Raw genomic sequence first — 17,221 nt, forward strand, 5'->3', positions numbered from 1 at the left:
CCCGGCGCGCCCCCGCCGCCCGCCGTCGTCGAGGCCCGCCGCGCTCTCGTGCGCGGCGCGCGCGGCCCCGTCTTCGGCCCGCTCGACGCGACCTCCGCCCAGCCGGTCACGGTCGTGCTCGGGGACCGCGGCTCGGGCCGCACGTCCTTCCTGCTCGCGACGGCCGGACGCATGCGCCTGACCTCCGGCCGCCTCACCGTCCTGGGTCGCGACACGTCCCGGGCCGCCGCGGCCGTCCGCCGCCGCGCCGGCATCGCCGGGTTCGACGGCATCGACGACCTCGAGCCCGTCGTCCCCGTCGGCGCCGTCGTGCGCGAGCGGCTGTCCTGGGAGAGCCCCTGGTACCGCCGCACGCCGCGCGTCACGGCCGCACGCCTCACCGCGCTGCTCGGCCCCGTGCTCGGCGACGTGCCCGTCCCCGACCCCGGCCTCCTCGTGCGCGACCTCACCGAGGCGCAGGACCTGCTCGTGCGCGTCGCGCTCGCGCTGCTCGCCCGCCCCGAGGTGCTCGTCGTCGACGACCTCGACGCCGTCAAGAACCCGCACGAGCGCGCCGTCGTCGCGCGCTGCCTCGAGGCCCTCACCGACCCCGCGCACCCGCAGCACGTGCGCGCCGTCGTCCTCGGCAGCGCCGACCCGCGCGACACCGACCTGCTCACCCCCGACCGCACCGCCGTCGTCACGCTCACCCGCTGAGCGACGACCCGCGAGAACGAGAGACCCATGTCCGTCCTGTCCACCGGCACCGAGCTGCGGCGCTTCCGCCGCGGCACGCTGCCGAAGATCGCGCTCGCCGTGCTCTTCGTCATCCCCCTCATCTACGGCGCGCTGTACCTGTGGGCGTTCTGGGCGCCCACCGACCACCTCGACCGGCTGCCCGTCGCGCTCGTCGACCAGGACGTCGCCGTCACCCGGACCGACGGCACCGAGCTGCACGCCGGAGCCGACGTCACGCAGCGCCTGCTCGACGGCGGTGACCTCGGCTGGCGGCTCGTCGACGCGAAGACCGCCGCCGACGGCGTCGCCGACGGCAGCTACTACTTCTCCGTGACGATCCCCGCGGGCTTCTCCGCGAGCCTCGCGACCCTGTCCGAGGACGACCCGCAGCCCGGCACGATCGACGTCGTCTACGACGACGCGAACAGCTTCCTCGCCGACACGCTCGGCAAGACCGCGATGGTCCGGGTCCGCGACGCGGTCGCCGAGTCCGTCACGCGCGACGCCGCCGACACCATGCTCGTGGGCGTCTCGACGCTCGCGGACGGCGTGCGCGACGCCGCCGACGCCGCGACGCGCCTCGACGACGGCGCGCAGCAGCTCAACGGCGGCGCGGGCGCCCTCGTGGTCGGCCTCGGTCAGCTCGCCGACGGCTCCGCACGCCTCGGCGACGGCACCGCGCAGGTCAGCAGCGGCACGGCCCAGCTCGCGTCCGGGCTGCAGACCGCGCACGACGGCGCCGGGCGGCTCGTCGACGGCAGCGGTGCCCTCGCCGACGGCCTCGCGTCCGCCGACGCGGGTGCGCAGAAGCTCAGCGGCGGCGCCGGCACGCTGTCCACCGGCCTGGGTGACCTCGCGACCGGTGCGCACGACGCCGCGACCGGCGCCGCGACCCTCGACGGCGGCCTCCAGCAGCTCGCGCCCGGCGCCACGACCCTGCGTGACGGGCTCGCGTCGCTCGACGAGAAGGCGAAGGCGCTGCCCGCGTCCGCGACCGCGCTCGCCGACGGCGCGACCCGCGTCGCCGGTGGCGTCACCGCGCTGCAGCAGCTGCGTGCCGCGAACCCCGACATGACGCTCGCGCAGCTCGACGCGGTCCTGCAGTCCAAGGGCTCGAGCATCGACGCGCTCGCGGCCGGTGCCGGTGCGGTCAGCACCGGCGCGGGCCAGCTCTCGGCGTCCGCGACCCCGCTCGCGAGCGGCGTCTCCCAGCTGCACGCGGGGGCCGACCGGCTCGCGTCGGGCCTCGGCGACGCGGCCACCGGCGCGACCACGCTGCACACCGGTCTCGCCCGGCTCGACCAGGGCGCCGCCTCGGCGGCCTCCGGTGCGCGCGACCTCGCGACCGGGGCGCAGAGCCTCGCGACGGGCGTCGCGCGGCTCGACACCGGTGCGCACACGCTCGCCGACGGCACGCAGACCCTCGCGTCGGGCCTCGGCACGGCCGCGGGCAAGGCCGGTCAGCTCGCCGACGGCGCCGCGCAGGTCGCCGACGGCGCCGCGACGCTCCGCACGGGCGCCTCCACGGCGGCGGCCGGCTCGACGACGCTCGCCGACGGCACCAGGACCCTCGCCGAGGGTGCCGGCACGTTCGCCTCGACCTTGCAGGACGGCGCGGCCAAGGCCCCGTCGTTCACGCCCGAGCGCGTCGAGCGCACGGCGGACGCGGTCGCGACGCCCGTCACGCTCGACGAGACCACGCGCCACGAGGTGCAGGGCTTCGGTGAGGGCTTCGCGCCGTTCTTCATCGCCCTCGCGACGTTCGTCGGCGCGCTCATCACGTGGCTGATCCTGCGGCCGCTGCCGCGCCGCCCGCTCGCGTCCGGCGTCTCGGGCCTGCGGACCGTGCTGACCGGGTACCTGCCGGCCGCTGCGGTCGGCGTGGTGCAGGTCGTCGTGATGATGTTCGTGCTGGTGCTCGGCATCGGCATGCAGCCCGTGCACCTGATCGGCATGGCGGCGTTCATCCTGCTCACCACGCTCGCGTTCCTCGCGCTGCAGCAGATGTTCGTGGTCCTGCTCGGCACGGCCGCGGGCCGCGTCGTGGCCCTCGTGCTGCTCATGCTGCAGCTGTCGTCGTCGGGCGGCACGTACCCCGTCGAGACGACGCCCCGGTTCTTCCAGGCGCTGCACCCGTACATGCCGGCCACCTACGTGGTCGACGGCCTGCGCGAGCTCGTCGGCGGCGGCGTCGACCAGCGGCTGTGGGCGGCGGTGCTGGTCATGTCAGCATTGCTGATCGGCTCGCTCGCGGTGAGCGCGTGGTCCGCGCGCCGGCAGAAGGTGTGGACGATCGCCCGGCTCCACCCCGAGCTGAGCGTGTAGCGGACGACGGACGACGGAGACGAGGAGGCACCGTGGCACGCCGACCGACCCGGCAGGCGATCCTGGACGCGGCGATCACCGTGGCGGCCCGCCGCGGCATCACCGGCGCGTCGATGGACGAGGTCGCGGAGGAGGCGCAGGTCGCCAAGGGCAGCCTCTACTACAACTTCGACTCCAAGGACGCGTTGTTCTCCGAGGTGCTGCGCACCGGGTTCACACGGCTCGTCGACACGGTGTCCGCGGCGCGGACCGGCCTCACCGGCCGGGCCGCGCTGCGGTCCGTGGCCGTCGCGACCATGACCCTGCTGCAGACCAACCCGGAGCTCGCCAAGCTCATGGCCGCCGAGCTGTTCCGCACCGACCGCACGTGGGGCGACGCGCTCGCACCGATCCGCTCCGACGTCGCGGTGCACTTCCGTGACGTGCTGCGCGAGGTCCGCGCCGAGCAGGGCGCCGACCCCGCGACGGTCACCGGGATCTCGGGCGCCGCGCTGCTCGGGGCGCTCGCGGTCGCGAGCCTCGACTGGCTGCTGTTCCACCCCGACCTGGACGTGCAGGTGGCCGTCGACGAGGTGCTCGTGACCGTCGGCGCGTGAGCCGCCGAGGCACCGCGCTCCGGAACCCGGTCGCGGGGCGCGCGACGTCGACAGGTCTGGTGCAATGGGTCGGTGCTGCTACGGATCGAGTCCCGTCGCGGGTCGATCCCGAGGGCCCGTCACTGGGTCAACGAGCGGACCCGCGACCTGGGGATGTCGCCCGGCAGCGTCGCGACCGTCGAGCTGCTGACGAGCGAGCTCGTGACCAACGCGGTGCGGCACGGGTCGGCCGAGGCGATCACGGTCCGCGTCGAGTCGACGCGCACGACGTGCACGGTCGCCGTGACCGACGCGGGTGACGCGCTGCCCGTGGTCCGGTCGAGCGGGCCGCACGTCCCGGGTGGGCACGGCATGCGCCTGGTCGAACGCCTCGCGGCGCGCTGGGGCGTGCGCCCCGAGCGCGGCGGCGGCAAGACCGTGTGGTTCACGGTCCCGCTCGAGGGCTGACGCGGGTCGACGCCCACCCGTGCGGTCGGGGTCAGACCAGCTCGACCAGCGAGTCCAGGCCCGTGAGCGTCAGGACGTCGCTGACCTGACCGCTCGCACCGCGCACCCGCACGCGGTCCGGCGCGGCCGCGGCAGCGAGCGACGCGACGAGGCCGATGAACCCGGAGTCCACGTACTCGGCGCCCGACACGTCCACCGTCCGGACGCCCTCGGCGGCGAGCCGGCGGCCCGTGTCGGTGCGGGGTGCGCCGACGTGCTCGGCGAGGCCCTCCACCACGAAGACGTCGATCTCGCCCGTCGCGACGAGCGTCGTCGGGTCGGCGTCGTCGACGAGCAGCTGGCCGCCCGGGGAGTCGTCCAGGGTCTCGTCGTGCGCGCTCACGGCCTCAGTATGCCCGGCGCGCGTCGTGGCGCACGGCGAGATCAGGCGCGGTGGCCCGGCACGACCTCGGGGCCGGCCTCCGGCGGGCGCGGGCGGTCCTGCGGGAACGCCCGCACCGCGAGCAGCGCGACGTCGTCCCCGCTGGACGCCGCGAGCGTCGCGACCAGCCGGTCGCAGAACACGTCGAGCGGCAGGTCGGCGAGCTCCTCGGCGAGCGCCCGCAGCCGCTCGAGCCCGACCTCGAGGCGCTCGGTGCGCCGCTCGACCAGGCCGTCGGTGTACAGCAGCACGGTCGAGCCGGGCGCGAGGTCCACCGTGTGGTCGTGGCGCGGGTTGTGCGCGCGCAGCCCCAGCAGCACGTCGTTGCGACGGCGCAGCAGCTCCGCGCGGCCGTCGGGGTGCAGCAGCAGCGGCGGCAGGTGGCCGGCGTTCGACCAGCGCAGCGTGCGCACGCCGCGCTCCGCCTGCTCGGGCGTCTGCTCGACGCGGGCGACGACCGCGGTGCTCATGGTCGTGATCCCCAGGTCGTGCATCGCCCAGTCGAGCGCCGCGAGCACGCCCGCCGGCGGCCGCGCGATCGCGTGCGCACCGCCGCGCAGCACGTTGCGGGTCTGCGCCATCGACACCGCGGCGTGCAGGTCGTGCCCCGTGACGTCGCCGATGACGAGGCACGTGCTGCCGTCGCGCACGAGGAACGCGTCGTACCAGTCGCCGCCGATCTGCGTGCCCGTGGTGGCCGGGACGTACCGCGCGACGAGCTGCAGGTGGTCCGGCTGCGGCAGCTCCGTGAGGAGGCTGCGCTGCAGCTCCTCCGCCAGGTCGCGGCGCACCGCCTGCAGGTGCGCGTTGTCGAGCGCGAGGCCGATCTGCGCCGTGACGTCCCGCAGCGTCGTGACGTCCGCGTCGACGAACGCACCGCGCTCGGCGCACCGCGCGAGCGTGATGACGCCCCGGGTGTGGCCGCGTCCGCGCAGCGGCAGCACGACGAGCGCCTGCGGGTCGAGCCGGCGCAGCAGGTCCTGCGCCTCGCCCGCGCGGACCAGCACCTCGGGCGCCGGGGAACCCACGCGCAGCACGGGCCGCGACGTCGCGAGCACCTCGGCGATCACCGACGTGCCCGTCAGCGCCGGGACCCGCAGCGCGCGGTAGGCGTCGAGCAGCGGCTGCGCGTCGGGGTCGGCGTGCAGCGCCGCGACGTCGTGCAGGCGCGTGCGCCACGGGCCGCCGCCCTCGTCGAGCAGGCTCGCGATCGCGAAGTCGGCGAGGCCGGGCACGAGGTGCGGCAGGACCGCCTCGAGGGCCTGCACGGGGTCCGCCGCCTCGGCGAGCTCGGTCGCGACGGCCGCCAGCAGGTCGGAGCGTGCGCGACCCTGCTCGGCGACCGCGAGCGCCTGGCGGCGCTCGGTGATCTCGGTGAAGTAGGCCGCGACGCCGCCGCGCTCCGCCACCGCGCGGACCTCGTACCAGCCGTCGAGGGGTGCCGGGTAGTAGGCGTCGAACGCGCGGGGCTCGCCCGTGCGCGCGACGGACCGGTAGGCGTCCTCGAACTCGCTGCCCAGGGCCGCCGGGAACAGCTCCCACAGGTCGCCGCCCAGCAGGGTCTCGCGCGTCATCCCCAGGATCAGCTCGGCCTCGGCGTTGACGTAACCGAACCGCCAGCCCGCGTCGACCCAGTAGTACCCGACCGACATCTGCTCGAGGATCTCGGTGACGCGCAGCTCGCCCTCGCGCAGCGCCGTGGTGTCGGTCGTGACGCCCACCACGTGCGTCGCCGTGCCGTCGGGCCCGGCCAGCGCGCGGCCGCGCGCGGTGAGCCAGCGGGTCGTGCCGTCGGGGCGCAGCACGCGGAACTCGGCCTCGTAGACGCCGCACGTCGCGATCGCGCGGTCGAGCGCCGCCGTCACCGGGGCCAGGTCGTCGGGGTGCAGGCGCGTCTCGAACGACTCGATGGTGCCGCCGAACGTGCGCTCGTCGTACCCGAAGACCTCGAGCAGCGCGGCGTCCCACACCAGGCGGCCGCTCGTGAGGTCCCACTCGAACGTGCCCAGACCCGCGGCCTGCGCCGCGGAGTCGAGCAGCGCGAGCCGTGCCGCGTGCGCGTCGACGGGACCGTCCGCCCCGTCAGCGCCCTGCGCCGATCCCCGCACGTGCTCTCCCCGCCGCCGACGCATGCCCTCGGTGGAGAGTGCCACGCCCGGCGCCCGGCGTCGACACGACGCGGGGTGTCGCGCGGGGCGCGGCCGGCGCGGCACGATCGGTGCGGGCCCCGGTGTCGGTGCCCGGCCCTACGCTGAGCCGCCCGCCCGTCCTGCTCGCGCCCGCGCACGTCCCTGGAGGACCGATGAGCACGCCGTCCGCAGCCAGCCCCGCCTCCCGCCCTGCCGCCGGCCCCGTGCCCGCCCGCGCCGACAGCCACGACGTCATCCGCGTGCACGGCGCGCGTGAGAACAACCTGCAGGACGTGAGCGTCGAGCTGCCCAAGCGGCGGCTCACGGTGTTCACGGGCGTCTCGGGCTCGGGCAAGAGCTCGCTCGTGTTCGGCACGGTCGCCGCCGAGTCGCAGCGCCTCATCAACGAGACGTACAGCGCGTTCGTGCAGGGGTTCATGCCGACGCTCGCGCGGCCCGACGTCGACCTGCTCGACGGCCTGACCACCGCGATCATCGTCGACCAGGAGCGCATCGGCGCGAACCCGCGCTCGACGCTCGGCACGGTGACCGACGTGCACGCGATGCTGCGGATCCTGTTCAGCCGGCGCGGGCAGCCGCACGTCGGCTCGGCGCAGGCGTTCTCGTTCAACACCCCGACCGTCCACGCGTCGGGCGCCATCTCGGTCGAGCGTGGCGCCAAGCGCGCCGAGAAGGTGTCGTTCGAGCAGATCGGCGGCATGTGCCCGCGCTGCGAGGGCATGGGGTCGGTCACGGACTTCGACCTCACGGCGCTCTACGACGACACGAAGTCGCTCGAGGAGGGCGCGCTGACGGTCCCCGGCTACACGATGGACGGCTGGTACGGGCGGATCTTCCGCGGCGCGGGGTTCTTCCCGGCCGACAGGCCGATCCGGGACTTCACCGCCAAGCAGCTGCACGCGCTGCTGCACCACGAGCCCGTGCGCATCAAGGTCGACGGAATCAACGTCACCTACGAGGGCCTCATCCCCAAGATCCAGAAGTCGTTCCTGACCAAGGACGTCGACGCGATGCAGCCGCACGTGCGCGCGTTCGTCGAGCGGGCGGTCACGTTCACGACCTGTCCCGACTGCGACGGCACGCGTCTCAACGAGGGCGCACGGTCCTCGCGGATCGCGGGCAGGAACATCGCCGACGTGTGCGCGATGCAGATCACGGACCTCGCGCAGTGGGTGCGCGGGCTCGACGAGCCCGGCGTCGCGCCGCTGCTCACGGCGCTGCGGGACGCCCTCGACGCGTTCGTCGAGATCGGGCTGGGGTACCTCTCGCTCGACCGGCCGTCGGGCACGCTGTCGGGTGGTGAGGCGCAGCGCACCAAGATGGTGCGGCACCTGGGATCGGCGCTCACCGACGTCACGTACGTCTTCGACGAGCCGACGGTCGGGCTGCACCCGCACGACGTCGCGCGCATGAACGACCTGCTGCTGCGCCTGCGGGACAAGGGCAACACCGTGCTCGTCGTCGAGCACAAGCCCGAGGCGATCGCGATCGCCGACCACGTCGTCGACCTCGGCCCCGGCGCCGGCACGGCGGGCGGTCACGTGGTCTACGAGGGCACGGTCGAGGGGCTGCGCACGGCGGACACGCTCACCGGGCGGCACCTGGGCTACCGCGCGACGCTCAAGCCCGAGGTGCGCACGCCCACGGGCGCGCTGGAGATCCGCGGCGCGGCGACGCACAACCTGCGCGACGTCGACGTCGACGTGCCGACGGGCGTGCTCGTGGTCGTCACCGGGGTCGCCGGGTCGGGCAAGAGCTCGCTCATCCACGGCGCTCTCGCGAAGCGCGAGGGCGTCGTCACGATCGACCAGACCGCGATCCGCGGCTCGCGGCGCTCCAACCCGGCGACGTACACGGGTCTGCTCGAGCCCGTGCGCAAGGCGTTCGCCAAGGCCAACGGCGTCAAGCCCGCGCTGTTCAGCGCGAACTCCGAGGGCGCGTGCCCGGTGTGCAACGGCGCGGGCGTGATCTACACCGACCTCGCGATGATGGCGGGCGTCGCGACCACGTGCGAGGTGTGCGAGGGGCGTCGGTTCCAGGCGTCGGTGCTGGAGTACCACCTGGGCGGCCGCGACATCGCCGAGGTGCTCGCGATGCCCGCCGCGGACGCGGCCACGTACTTCGCCGAGGGCGAGTCACGCGTGCCGGCGGCCCTCGCGATCGCGCAGCGGCTGGTCGACGTGGGCCTCGGGTACGTGACGCTCGGGCAGCCCCTCACGACCCTCTCGGGCGGCGAGCGGCAGCGCCTGCGCCTCGCGACGCACCTGGGGGAGAAGGGCGGCGTGTACGTGCTCGACGAGCCCACGACGGGCCTGCACCTGGCGGACGTCGCGAACCTGCTGGGGCTGCTCGACCGGCTGGTCGACGCGGGCCGCTCGGTGATCGTGATCGAGCACCACCAGGCCGTCATGGCGCACGCCGACTGGATCGTCGACCTCGGGCCGGGTGCGGGGCACGACGGCGGGCGCGTCGTGTTCGAGGGCACGCCCGCCGACCTCGTCGCGGCTCGCTCGACCCTCACGGGTCAGCACCTCGCGGACTACGTGGGGGCGCCGGCCTGACGGGCCGTCAGAGCCGCTTCTCGAGCAGCACGACGTCGAGCCAGGAGCCCGCGTGCGGGCCGTGCGTCATGAGCCCGAGGCGCTCGCGCGTGCCGACCACGCGGAAGCCGGCGGCCGCGTGCAGCGCGAGGCTCGCGGCGTTCTGCGGGAACACGCCCGCCTGCACGGTCCACAGGCCGCCGTCCCGCGCCGAGTCGAGCAGCCGGTCCAGCAGCAGCCGCCCGACGCCCCGACCCCGTGCGGCGCGCGCGACGTACACCGAGTGCTCGACGACGCCCGCGTAGACGCACCGCCCGGAGACCGGGGAGACCGCGACCCAGCCCAGGACGTCGTCGCCGTCGAGCGCGACGTACCGGTGGTCGGGCACGTGGCCGGCGTCGAACTCCTCCCAGGTGGGCGGCTGCGCCTGGAACGTCGCGACGCCGGTGGCGATGCCGGCCGCGTACACGTCCAGGACGCCCGCGGCGTGCTCGTCGCGCATCGGCGTCACGGTCACGCCGGGCGGGCGGGTCGTGGCGGCCGTCATGCGCCGGGCCCGTCGAGCAGGTGCGCACCGAGGTGCGCGGTCAGCGCACGCACGGCGTCGGGGACGAGCGTGTAGTACGCCCAGACGCCGCGCTTCTCGCGCGTGACGAACCCGGCCTCCGCGAGCACCTTGAGGTGGTGCGACACCGTGGGCTGCGTGAGCCCGACGGGCTCGGTGAGGTCGCACACGCACGCCTCGCCGCCGTCGTGCGCGGCGATGATCGACAGCAGCCGCAGCCGTGCGGGGTCGGCGAGCGCCTTGAGCGTGCGGGCGGTGCGCTCGGCGTCGGTGGCGTCCATGGTCGGGCCGGGTGCCGGGCTGCAGCACGCGGCGGACGCGGTCGTGGGCACCGGGATCAGGTCGAGGGGCACGGGGTCATCATGACCGAGGCATCGACGGATGTCGATGTTGACACGTGGCTGCACGCAGGGCCATGGTCATCACATCGATCAGCATCAATGTGAGGGAGTGGTCGGGGTGGACGACATCCGGGAGCAGGTCCGGGCGCGGTACGCGGTCGCGGCGCTGCAGGGCGGCGGGACCGCGGGCTGCTGCGGCGGTGACGCCGTGGGCGGCTGCGGGCCGGCCGGCGTCGTGGTCGACGAGCGGTTCGGCTCGGCGCTGTACGACGCGCAGGACGCCGCCGCGGTCCCGGCCGAGGCGCTCGCGGCCTCGCTGGGCTGCGGCAACCCGCTCGCGGTCGCCGAGCTGCGCGCGGGCGAACGCGTGCTCGACCTCGGCTCGGGCGGTGGCATCGACGTCCTGCTGTCGGCGCGGCGCGTCGGCCCCACGGGGTTCGCGTACGGCGTCGACATGACGGACGAGATGCTCGAGCTCGCGCGCGCCAACGCCGCGCGCGCCGGTGCCACCAACGTCGAGTTCCGCCGCGGCACGATCGAGGACCTGCCGCTGCCCGACGCCACGGTCGACGTCGTCATCTCCAACTGCGTCGTCAACCTCTCTCCCGACAAGCCCGCCGTCCTCGCCGAGGCGTTCCGCGTGCTCGTGCCCGGCGGCCGGCTCGGCATCTCCGACGTCGTCGCCGAGGACCACGTCACGCCCGAGCAGCGCGCCGAACGCGGGTCCTACGTCGGGTGCATCGCCGGCGCGCTCTCGCGCGGCGAGTACCTCGCGGGGCTGACCGCCGCCGGGTTCGTCGACGCCGAGGTGACCTTCACGCACCGCGTCGCCGACGGCATGCACGGTGCGGTGGTCCGCGCGCGCAAGCCGCAGGTCTGAGAGGGCCGTGCGTCAGGCCGTCAGCGGCGCAGCGTCAGGCGTGACCACGTCCACCACGTCGCCAGGGCGCCGACGGCACCGACGGCGACGGTGAGCGTCAGCTGTGCGCCGGTGACGGCCGTGCCCCCGCTCGCCGCCCACAGCGCCGGGGCGGCGAGCGGCATCCAGCCACCCGCGCCGGCGAGCGCACCCACCTGGGCGAGGACGACGAGGCCGATGGCACCACCGACGCCCCCGAGCAGGGAACGGGTCGCGGTCGCGACCAGGGCCGCGGGCACCGTCGTGATGCCCGTCAGTACCCCCAGCACGCACTGCCGGGCCACGGCGTCCCAGACCGTCGTGTCCGGGGTCCCGTAGCCCAGCGCGAGGCCCAGGCCGAGCAGGCCGAGGGTCAGCAGGCCGCTCACCGCCACGACCCAGGCGCCGTAGACGGTGAGCTTCGCGAGCGCGATCCGGCCGCGCGTCACCGGGAGCGCGAACAGTCCCGTGATCGTCCCGTCGGTGAACTCGCGCGCGAACGTCCACGAGAGGACCGCGCCGAAGCCGAGCATGCCGCCCGCCGCGGTGACCTGGCCGGCGCCGAGGAGCATCCCCTCCCAGTCGAGCGACGCCGCGGCTCCCGCCTTCGCGATCACGGCCGCGTCGCCGCCGGCCACGGCGGCGGTGATCCCGGCGAGCAGCGCGAGGGTCCCGCCGACCAGCGCCATGGTGGCGACGACGCCCACGGGCGACCGGCGGAGCTTGACGGCCTCGACCCGCACCGCGGCGTTCACCGTGCCGCCGCCGTGACGCCGGCGCGCCGGTCGTCGTCGTGGATGCGCGCGAAGAACTCCCGCTCGAGGTCCTGGCCGGCGGTGTCGAGCTCCCCGATGAGGCGCCCGCGGTTCATCAGCACCGTGCGGTCCGCGGTCCGCGCCACCTCGTCGAGGTGGTGGCTGCTCACCACGACGGCCCCGCCGGCACCGGCTCGGCGCGCGAGCTGCTCGCGCAGCAGGATCACCGAGGCCGGGTCCAACGCGTTGCTCGGCTCGTCGAGGATCACGAGGTCGGGCTCGTGCTGCAGCGCCGCGGCCAGGCCCACGCGCTGCCGGGTGCCGAGGGACAGCCGCCGGAAGCGGCGGTCCGCGACGGGGCCGAGCTGCCACTCGCCGAGCGAGCGCTCCACGCAGCGCGGGTCCGCGTGGCGCAGGAGCGCCGCGACGTGCAGGTTCTCGCGGGTGGTGAGCTCGGGGTAGGCCAGCGGCACCTCGATGAGCGCCCCGACGCGCGACCACGAGCGCGCCGGGGTGGCGGCGAGCGGCACGCCGAACAGGTGCACCGCACCGTGCGTCGGGCGCAGCATCCCCAGCGCGAGACGCATCAGCGTGCTCTTGCCCGCGCCGTTGAGCCCGACGAGCGCCACGACCTCGCCCGCGGCGACCGACAGGGTGAGGTCGTGGACGCCGTCGCCGCCGCCGAACGCGAGGGACACGCCGTCGAGCCGGAGCACCCTCACCGCCCTCCCATCGCGTCGAGCGCGCGACCCACGGCGGCGTCGAGCGACGACGCCTCGGTGCGCGACCACGCGAGCAGCGCGGCGCCGAGCCCGGCGACGACGGCGGTCGCCACGACCCGCGCCTCGGCGTCCTCGACGTCGCGCGCGCGGAGCGCGGAGGTCAGCGCGTCGATCGTGGGGGTGTCGTCGCCCCGCGCCGCTGCGCGCAGCGACGGTGTCGAGGCGACCAGCCGCAGCCGGGTCCGCAGCTGCTCCACCGTGTCGGGGTCGAGGGTCTGCCAGGTCGCCCGGACGGCCTCCACCACGGCTGTCAGGGCGGCCTCCGATCGGGGTCGGTCGCGGACGGCTGCGGCGATCCGCGGGTCGAACGGGTCGTCGAGCAGCAGGGACGCCTTGGTGGGGAAGTGACGGAAGAGCGTGACCTCGCTGACCCCGGCGTCCGCCGCGATCTGCGCGGTGCCGGTCGCGTCGTACCCCTGGTCCTGGAAGAGGCGCAGCGCTGACTGCTGCAGTGCGGCGTGCGTGCGGTTCCATCGGCTCACCAGTCGAATGTAAGTCACTTACATTCGACTGGTCAACGCCTACCCGGACGGCGAAGGGCGTGCCGTCAGTCCATGACCGGCTCCACCCCGAGCTCGGTGAGCAGGGCGAGGACGTGCTCGCGGATCTCGTCGCGGATCGGGCGGACCGCGTCGACGCCCTGCCCGGCGGGGTCCTCGAGCACCCAGTCCTCGTACCGCTTGCCCGGGTAGAACGGGCACGTGTCGCCGCAGCCCATCGTGACCACGACGTCGGACGCCCGGACGGCCTCGGTGGTGAGGATCTTGGGTCGCTCGGCGCGCAGGTCGATGCCCTCCTCGAGCATCGCCTCGACCGCCGCGGGGTTGATCTGCTCGGCCGGCATCGACCCGGCGGAGCGCACCTCGACGGCGCCGCCCGACAGCGCGCGCAGGTAGCCCGCAGCCATCTGGGAGCGGCCGGCGTTGTGCACGCACACGAACAGCACGCTGGGTCGGGGGGTCGTGGTGTCGCTCATCGTGCGGTCTCCTCGGGACGGGCGGTGGTCGGCGGCAGCAGGTCGGCGAGCAGCGCGCGGACGCGCGCGTCGAGGTCGTCGCGGACGGCGGCGACGCCGGCGGGGGAGGCCAGCGCCGGGTCGCCGACGGTCCAGTCCTCGTAGCGCCTGCCCGGCAGCACGGGGCAGGCGTCGCCGCAGCCCAGGGTGACGACGACGTCCGCGGCGCGGACCGCGTCGTCGGTCAGTGGCTTGGGGAACGTCGCGTGGGTGTCGGCGCCGAGCTCGGCGAGCAGCGGCAGCACCGCGGCGTGCACGTGCCGCGCCGGTGCGGACCCGGCCGAGCGCGCCACGACCGCGTCGCCCGCGTGGTGGCGCAGCAGCGCGGCGGCGAGCTGCGAGCGGCCGGCGTTCGCGACGCACACGAACAGCACGTGCGGCCGGGCGTCGGTGCCGGGGGCCGCGGCCCGCGTGAGGTCCGCGAGACGTTGCGCCGCGAACCGCTGCGCCACCGGGACGAGGTGGTCCGCCGCACCCCCCGTGCGCGCGAGCGCGGCGTACGACTCGCGCACGGTCAGCAGCACCACGTCCGCGCCCAGCAGCGGGAACCGGTCGCCGAGCCGCTCGGCCACCCGCGCGAGCGCGGCGTCGACGTCGGCCGGTGCGTCCGCGGCCGCGGCGGCGGTGTCGAGCGCCGCGGGCGCGAACGCCTCCAGCAGCGTCGTGACGGCGCCGCGCAGGCCGGGTGCCACGCGGTACCAGACCCAGGTGCCGCGGCGCTGCGACGTCAGCACCCCCACGTCCTTGAGGACCTTGAGGTGGTGGGAGACGGTGGGCTGGGCGACGTCGGCGACGGTCGCGAGGTCGCACACGCACGCCTCGCCGTCGGGACTCGTGGTGAGCAGCGACAGCATCCGCAGGCGTAGTGGGTCCGCGAGGGCCTTGAGGACGGCCGCGACCTGCGTCGCGGCAGGTGCGCCCATCGCGCGGGCCTCGGCGGCCGGCACGCACCCCGGCGCGGGCCGGGCGGGCGTGACGGGCGACGCGCTCACGGGGCGACCTGCGCGACGGGCGGGGTGGCGCTGCCTGCGGCGTCGGACGGGTGGTCGGCGCCGTCGGCGAACCAGCGCCGCCGCGCCCACAGGGAGACGTAGACGAGGCCGACGAGCACGGGGACCTCGATGAGCGGGCCTACCACGCCGGCCAGCGCCTGCCCGGACGTCGCGCCGAACGTGCCGATCGCGACGGCGATCGCGAGCTCGAAGTTGTTGCCGGCTGCGGTGAACGCGAGCGTCGTCGTGCGGGCGTAGCCCAGGTGCAGCGCGTGGCCCGTGGCCATCCCGACGGTCCACATCACGGCGAAGTAGACCAGGAGCGGCAGCGCGATCCGAGCGACGTCGAGCGGGTTGCGGGTGACCGCGTCGCCCTGCAGCGCGAACAGCAGCACGATCGTGAAGAGCAGTCCGCGCAGCGCCCACGGCCCGACACGGGGCACGAACCGGGACTCGTACCAGTCCCGGCCGCGCGTGCGCTCGCCGATCGCGCGGGACACGAACCCGGCGGCCAGCGGGACACCGAGGAAGACCAGCACGTTGAGCGCGATCTGCCCCACCGAGACGTCCAGGCCCTGGGTGTCCAGGCCGAGCAGGCCCGGCAGCGCGGTGAGGTAGAACCAGCCGAGCAGGGAGAACGCGACGACCTGGAAGACGGAGTTGATCGCGACCAGCACGGCCGCGGCCTCGCGGTCGCCGCAGGCCAGGTCGTTCCAGATCACGACCATCGCGATGCACCGGGCCAGGCCCACGACGACGAGGCCGGTGCGGTACTCGGGCAGGTCGGGCAGGAGCACCCACGCGAGGGCGAACATCAGCGCCGGCCCGAGGAGCCAGTTCAGGGCGAGCGAGCTGATCAGCAGCCGCCTGTCGCCCGTGACCGCGCCGACCCGGTCGTAGCGGACCTTGGCCAGGACCGGGTACATCATGACCAGCAGGCCGAGCCCGATCGGCAGCGAGATGCCGCCGACCTCGAGCCGTGCGAGCGCACCCGCCAGCGACGGGACGAGACGGCCCAGGGCGAGGCCGCCGAGCATCGCGAGCCCGATCCACGCCGGGAGCCACCGGTCGAGCCTCGACAGGCGGCGGGCGACCGGGGTCGCTTGATTCGACATGCGTCTATATTGGCGAACGTCGAAGCAGAGGGTCAAGCGGCCACCGGCGCGGCGGCGTCAGTGCGCGCCGCCCAACCTCCCCGCGAGCCGCTCGTGCCGGGCCGCGCTGTCGGCGTTCATGCCGACGAAGCGGACCTCCGTGCCGCGGCTCGCGTACCGGTGGCGGATCGCGTCGAGCGTGGCCACGGACGACGCGTCCCACACGTGCGCCTGCGACAGGTCGACGACCACGCGCGGCGGGTCCCCCGCGTAGTCGAACTGGTGGACCAGGTCGTTCGACGACGCGAAGAACAGCGCGCCACGCACCGCGTACACGCGCTCGTCGTCGGCCCCGCCCGTGTCCAGCCGGGTCACCGACGTGAGATGGGCGACGCGCCGCGCGAACAGCACGCTGGCCACGAGCACACCGACCAGCACGCCGTACGCCAGGTTGTGCGTCGCGACGGTGACCGCGACCGTCGCGAGCATGACGGCCGTCTCGGAGGCCGGCATGCGACGCAGCGTGCGGGGGTGCACCGAGTGCCAGTCGAACGTGCCCACCGACACCATCACCATGACCGCGACGAGCGCGGCCATCGGCATGATCGCCACCAGGTCGCCCAGCCCCACGACCAGCACGAGCAGGAACGCACCGGCGAGGAACGTCGAGATGCGCGTGCGTGCGCCCGAGACCTTCACGTTGATCATCGTCTGGCCGATCATGGCGCACCCGCCCATCCCGCCGAAGACCCCCGTGATCACGTTGGCGGCGCCCTGCCCCCACGCCTCGCGCGTCTTGTCCGAGTGCGTGTCGGTGACGTCGTCGACGAGCTTGGCGGTCATGAGCGACTCGAGCAGCCCCACGAGCGCCACCGCCAGCGCGTACGGCGCGATCACGCGCAGCGTCTCGAGCGTGAACGGCACGTCCGGCACGAGCAGCGTCGGCAGCGAGCGCGGCAGCGCGCCCTCGTCCCCGACGGTCGGCACCGTGATCGCCCCGAGCACCGTGGCGGCGGTCAGCAGCACGATCGCGACGAGCGGCGCGGGCACCGCCGTCGTCCACCGCGGCAGCAGCACCATGATCGCGATGCCCACCACGACCAGCGGGTACACGACCCATGGCACACCCGTGAGGTGCGGCAGCTGCGACAGGAAGATGAGGATCGCCAGCGCGTTGACGAACCCCACCATCACCGACCGCGGGATGAACCGCATGAGGCGCGCGGCCCCCAGCAGCGCGAGGGCGATCTGCAGCAGGCCCGCCAGGATCACGGCCGCGACGAGGAAGTCCAGCCCGTGCTCGCGCGCCAGCGGCGCCACCACGAGCGCGACCGCGCCCGTGGCCGCCGAGATCATCGCGGGCCGCCCGCCCAGGAAGGCGATCGACACCGCCATCGTGAACGACGCGAACAGGCCGACCCGCGGGTCGACGCCCGCGATGATCGAGAACGCGATCGCCTCCGGGATGAGCGCGAGCGCGACCACCAGGCCCGCGAGCACCTCGGTGCGCAGACGCCGCGGCGAGCGCAGCGCGGCCATGACGGAGTGCGCCGCGTCGGTCTCGGGGGCGGCGTGCGGCGGTG

General features: G+C 75.0%; 17 protein-coding genes. 6 read left to right on the forward strand and 11 right to left on the reverse strand.

Annotated features, from left to right (window positions below; all coding sequences use genetic code 11):
• The 4 genes from ATM99_RS19555 to ATM99_RS18110 form a co-directional block, all read left to right on the forward strand.
• The coding region (locus ATM99_RS19555; protein ID WP_062104186.1) for an ATP-binding cassette domain-containing protein at positions 1-696 on the forward strand (696 nt) is incomplete at its 5' end.
• A 27-nt stretch (positions 697-723) separates the two neighbouring features.
• Entirely contained in the window at positions 724-3,042 is a 2,319-nt protein-coding gene (locus tag ATM99_RS18100; RefSeq protein WP_062104187.1) for a YhgE/Pip domain-containing protein, read from the forward strand.
• 32 nt (positions 3,043-3,074) lie between these two features.
• Complete coding sequence (locus ATM99_RS18105) at positions 3,075-3,638, forward strand: TetR/AcrR family transcriptional regulator (protein WP_062104188.1); 564 nt, start codon at positions 3,075-3,077, stop codon at positions 3,636-3,638.
• A 72-nt stretch (positions 3,639-3,710) separates the two neighbouring features.
• A complete protein-coding gene (locus tag ATM99_RS18110; protein WP_062104189.1) occupies positions 3,711-4,085 on the forward strand; it encodes an ATP-binding protein in 375 nt (124 codons plus the stop codon).
• A gap of 31 nt (positions 4,086-4,116) precedes the next feature.
• Here the strand turns inward: ATM99_RS18110 and ATM99_RS18115 are convergent, their stop codons facing one another.
• The gene (locus ATM99_RS18115) at positions 4,117-4,467 is read right to left on the reverse strand and encodes an STAS domain-containing protein (protein ID WP_062104190.1); all 351 of its coding nucleotides are present in this window, start codon (positions 4,465-4,467) and stop codon (positions 4,117-4,119) included.
• Between the two features lie 41 nt (positions 4,468-4,508).
• On the reverse strand, positions 4,509-6,659 hold the full coding sequence (locus tag ATM99_RS18120; protein ID WP_062104191.1) for a SpoIIE family protein phosphatase: 2,151 nt from the start codon (positions 6,657-6,659) through the stop codon (positions 4,509-4,511).
• 149 nt (positions 6,660-6,808) lie between these two features.
• Here ATM99_RS18120 and ATM99_RS18125 point away from each other — a divergent pair, with 149 nt between their 5' ends.
• Positions 6,809-9,217: an excinuclease ABC subunit UvrA gene (locus tag ATM99_RS18125; RefSeq protein ID WP_082660038.1), complete on the forward strand. Its 2,409-nt coding sequence runs from the start codon at positions 6,809-6,811 to the stop codon at positions 9,215-9,217.
• A 7-nt stretch (positions 9,218-9,224) separates the two neighbouring features.
• On the opposite strand, the gene ATM99_RS18130 is transcribed toward ATM99_RS18125, so the two are convergent.
• Together ATM99_RS18130 and ATM99_RS18135 are read right to left on the reverse strand one after the other, a co-directional pair.
• On the reverse strand, positions 9,225-9,698 hold the full coding sequence (locus tag ATM99_RS18130; protein ID WP_082660046.1) for a GNAT family N-acetyltransferase: 474 nt from the start codon (positions 9,696-9,698) through the stop codon (positions 9,225-9,227).
• A 41-nt stretch (positions 9,699-9,739) separates the two neighbouring features.
• The gene (locus tag ATM99_RS18135; protein WP_062104193.1) at positions 9,740-10,114 is read right to left on the reverse strand and encodes a helix-turn-helix transcriptional regulator; all 375 of its coding nucleotides are present in this window, start codon (positions 10,112-10,114) and stop codon (positions 9,740-9,742) included.
• Between the two features lie 106 nt (positions 10,115-10,220).
• Here ATM99_RS18135 and arsM point away from each other — a divergent pair, with 106 nt between their 5' ends.
• Positions 10,221-10,982, forward strand: a complete 762-nt coding sequence (gene arsM / locus ATM99_RS18140) for an arsenite methyltransferase (protein WP_062104194.1) — start codon at positions 10,221-10,223, stop codon at positions 10,980-10,982.
• Between the two features lie 20 nt (positions 10,983-11,002).
• Here the strand turns inward: arsM and ATM99_RS18145 are convergent, their stop codons facing one another.
• The 7 genes from ATM99_RS18145 to ATM99_RS18175 form a co-directional block, all read right to left on the reverse strand.
• On the reverse strand, positions 11,003-11,755 hold the full coding sequence (locus ATM99_RS18145; RefSeq protein WP_062104195.1) for an ABC transporter permease: 753 nt from the start codon (positions 11,753-11,755) through the stop codon (positions 11,003-11,005).
• On the reverse strand, positions 11,752-12,477 hold the full coding sequence (locus ATM99_RS18150) for an ABC transporter ATP-binding protein (RefSeq protein ID WP_062104196.1): 726 nt from the start codon (positions 12,475-12,477) through the stop codon (positions 11,752-11,754). The genes ATM99_RS18145 and ATM99_RS18150 overlap by 4 nt, the downstream gene beginning before the upstream one ends.
• On the reverse strand, positions 12,474-13,019 hold the full coding sequence (locus ATM99_RS18155; RefSeq protein ID WP_190278881.1) for a TetR/AcrR family transcriptional regulator: 546 nt from the start codon (positions 13,017-13,019) through the stop codon (positions 12,474-12,476). Before ATM99_RS18155 ends, ATM99_RS18150 begins: the two co-directional genes overlap by 4 nt.
• 65 nt (positions 13,020-13,084) lie before the next feature.
• On the reverse strand, positions 13,085-13,513 hold the full coding sequence (locus ATM99_RS18160) for an arsenate reductase ArsC (RefSeq protein ID WP_062104197.1): 429 nt from the start codon (positions 13,511-13,513) through the stop codon (positions 13,085-13,087).
• Positions 13,510-14,475, reverse strand: a complete 966-nt coding sequence (locus tag ATM99_RS18165; protein WP_062104202.1) for a metalloregulator ArsR/SmtB family transcription factor — start codon at positions 14,473-14,475, stop codon at positions 13,510-13,512. The genes ATM99_RS18160 and ATM99_RS18165 overlap by 4 nt, the downstream gene beginning before the upstream one ends.
• A gap of 65 nt (positions 14,476-14,540) precedes the next feature.
• Complete coding sequence (gene arsB, locus ATM99_RS18170; RefSeq protein WP_062104198.1) at positions 14,541-15,659, reverse strand: ACR3 family arsenite efflux transporter; 1,119 nt, start codon at positions 15,657-15,659, stop codon at positions 14,541-14,543.
• Between the two features lie 57 nt (positions 15,660-15,716).
• Positions 15,717-17,221: SulP family inorganic anion transporter (locus tag ATM99_RS18175; RefSeq protein WP_062104199.1), on the reverse strand; the 1,505-nt coding region annotated here is incomplete at its 5' end.

Source organism: Cellulomonas sp. B6, from assembly GCF_001462455.1.
In the GTDB taxonomy this organism is placed as follows: Bacteria; Actinomycetota; Actinomycetes; order Actinomycetales; family Cellulomonadaceae; genus Cellulomonas.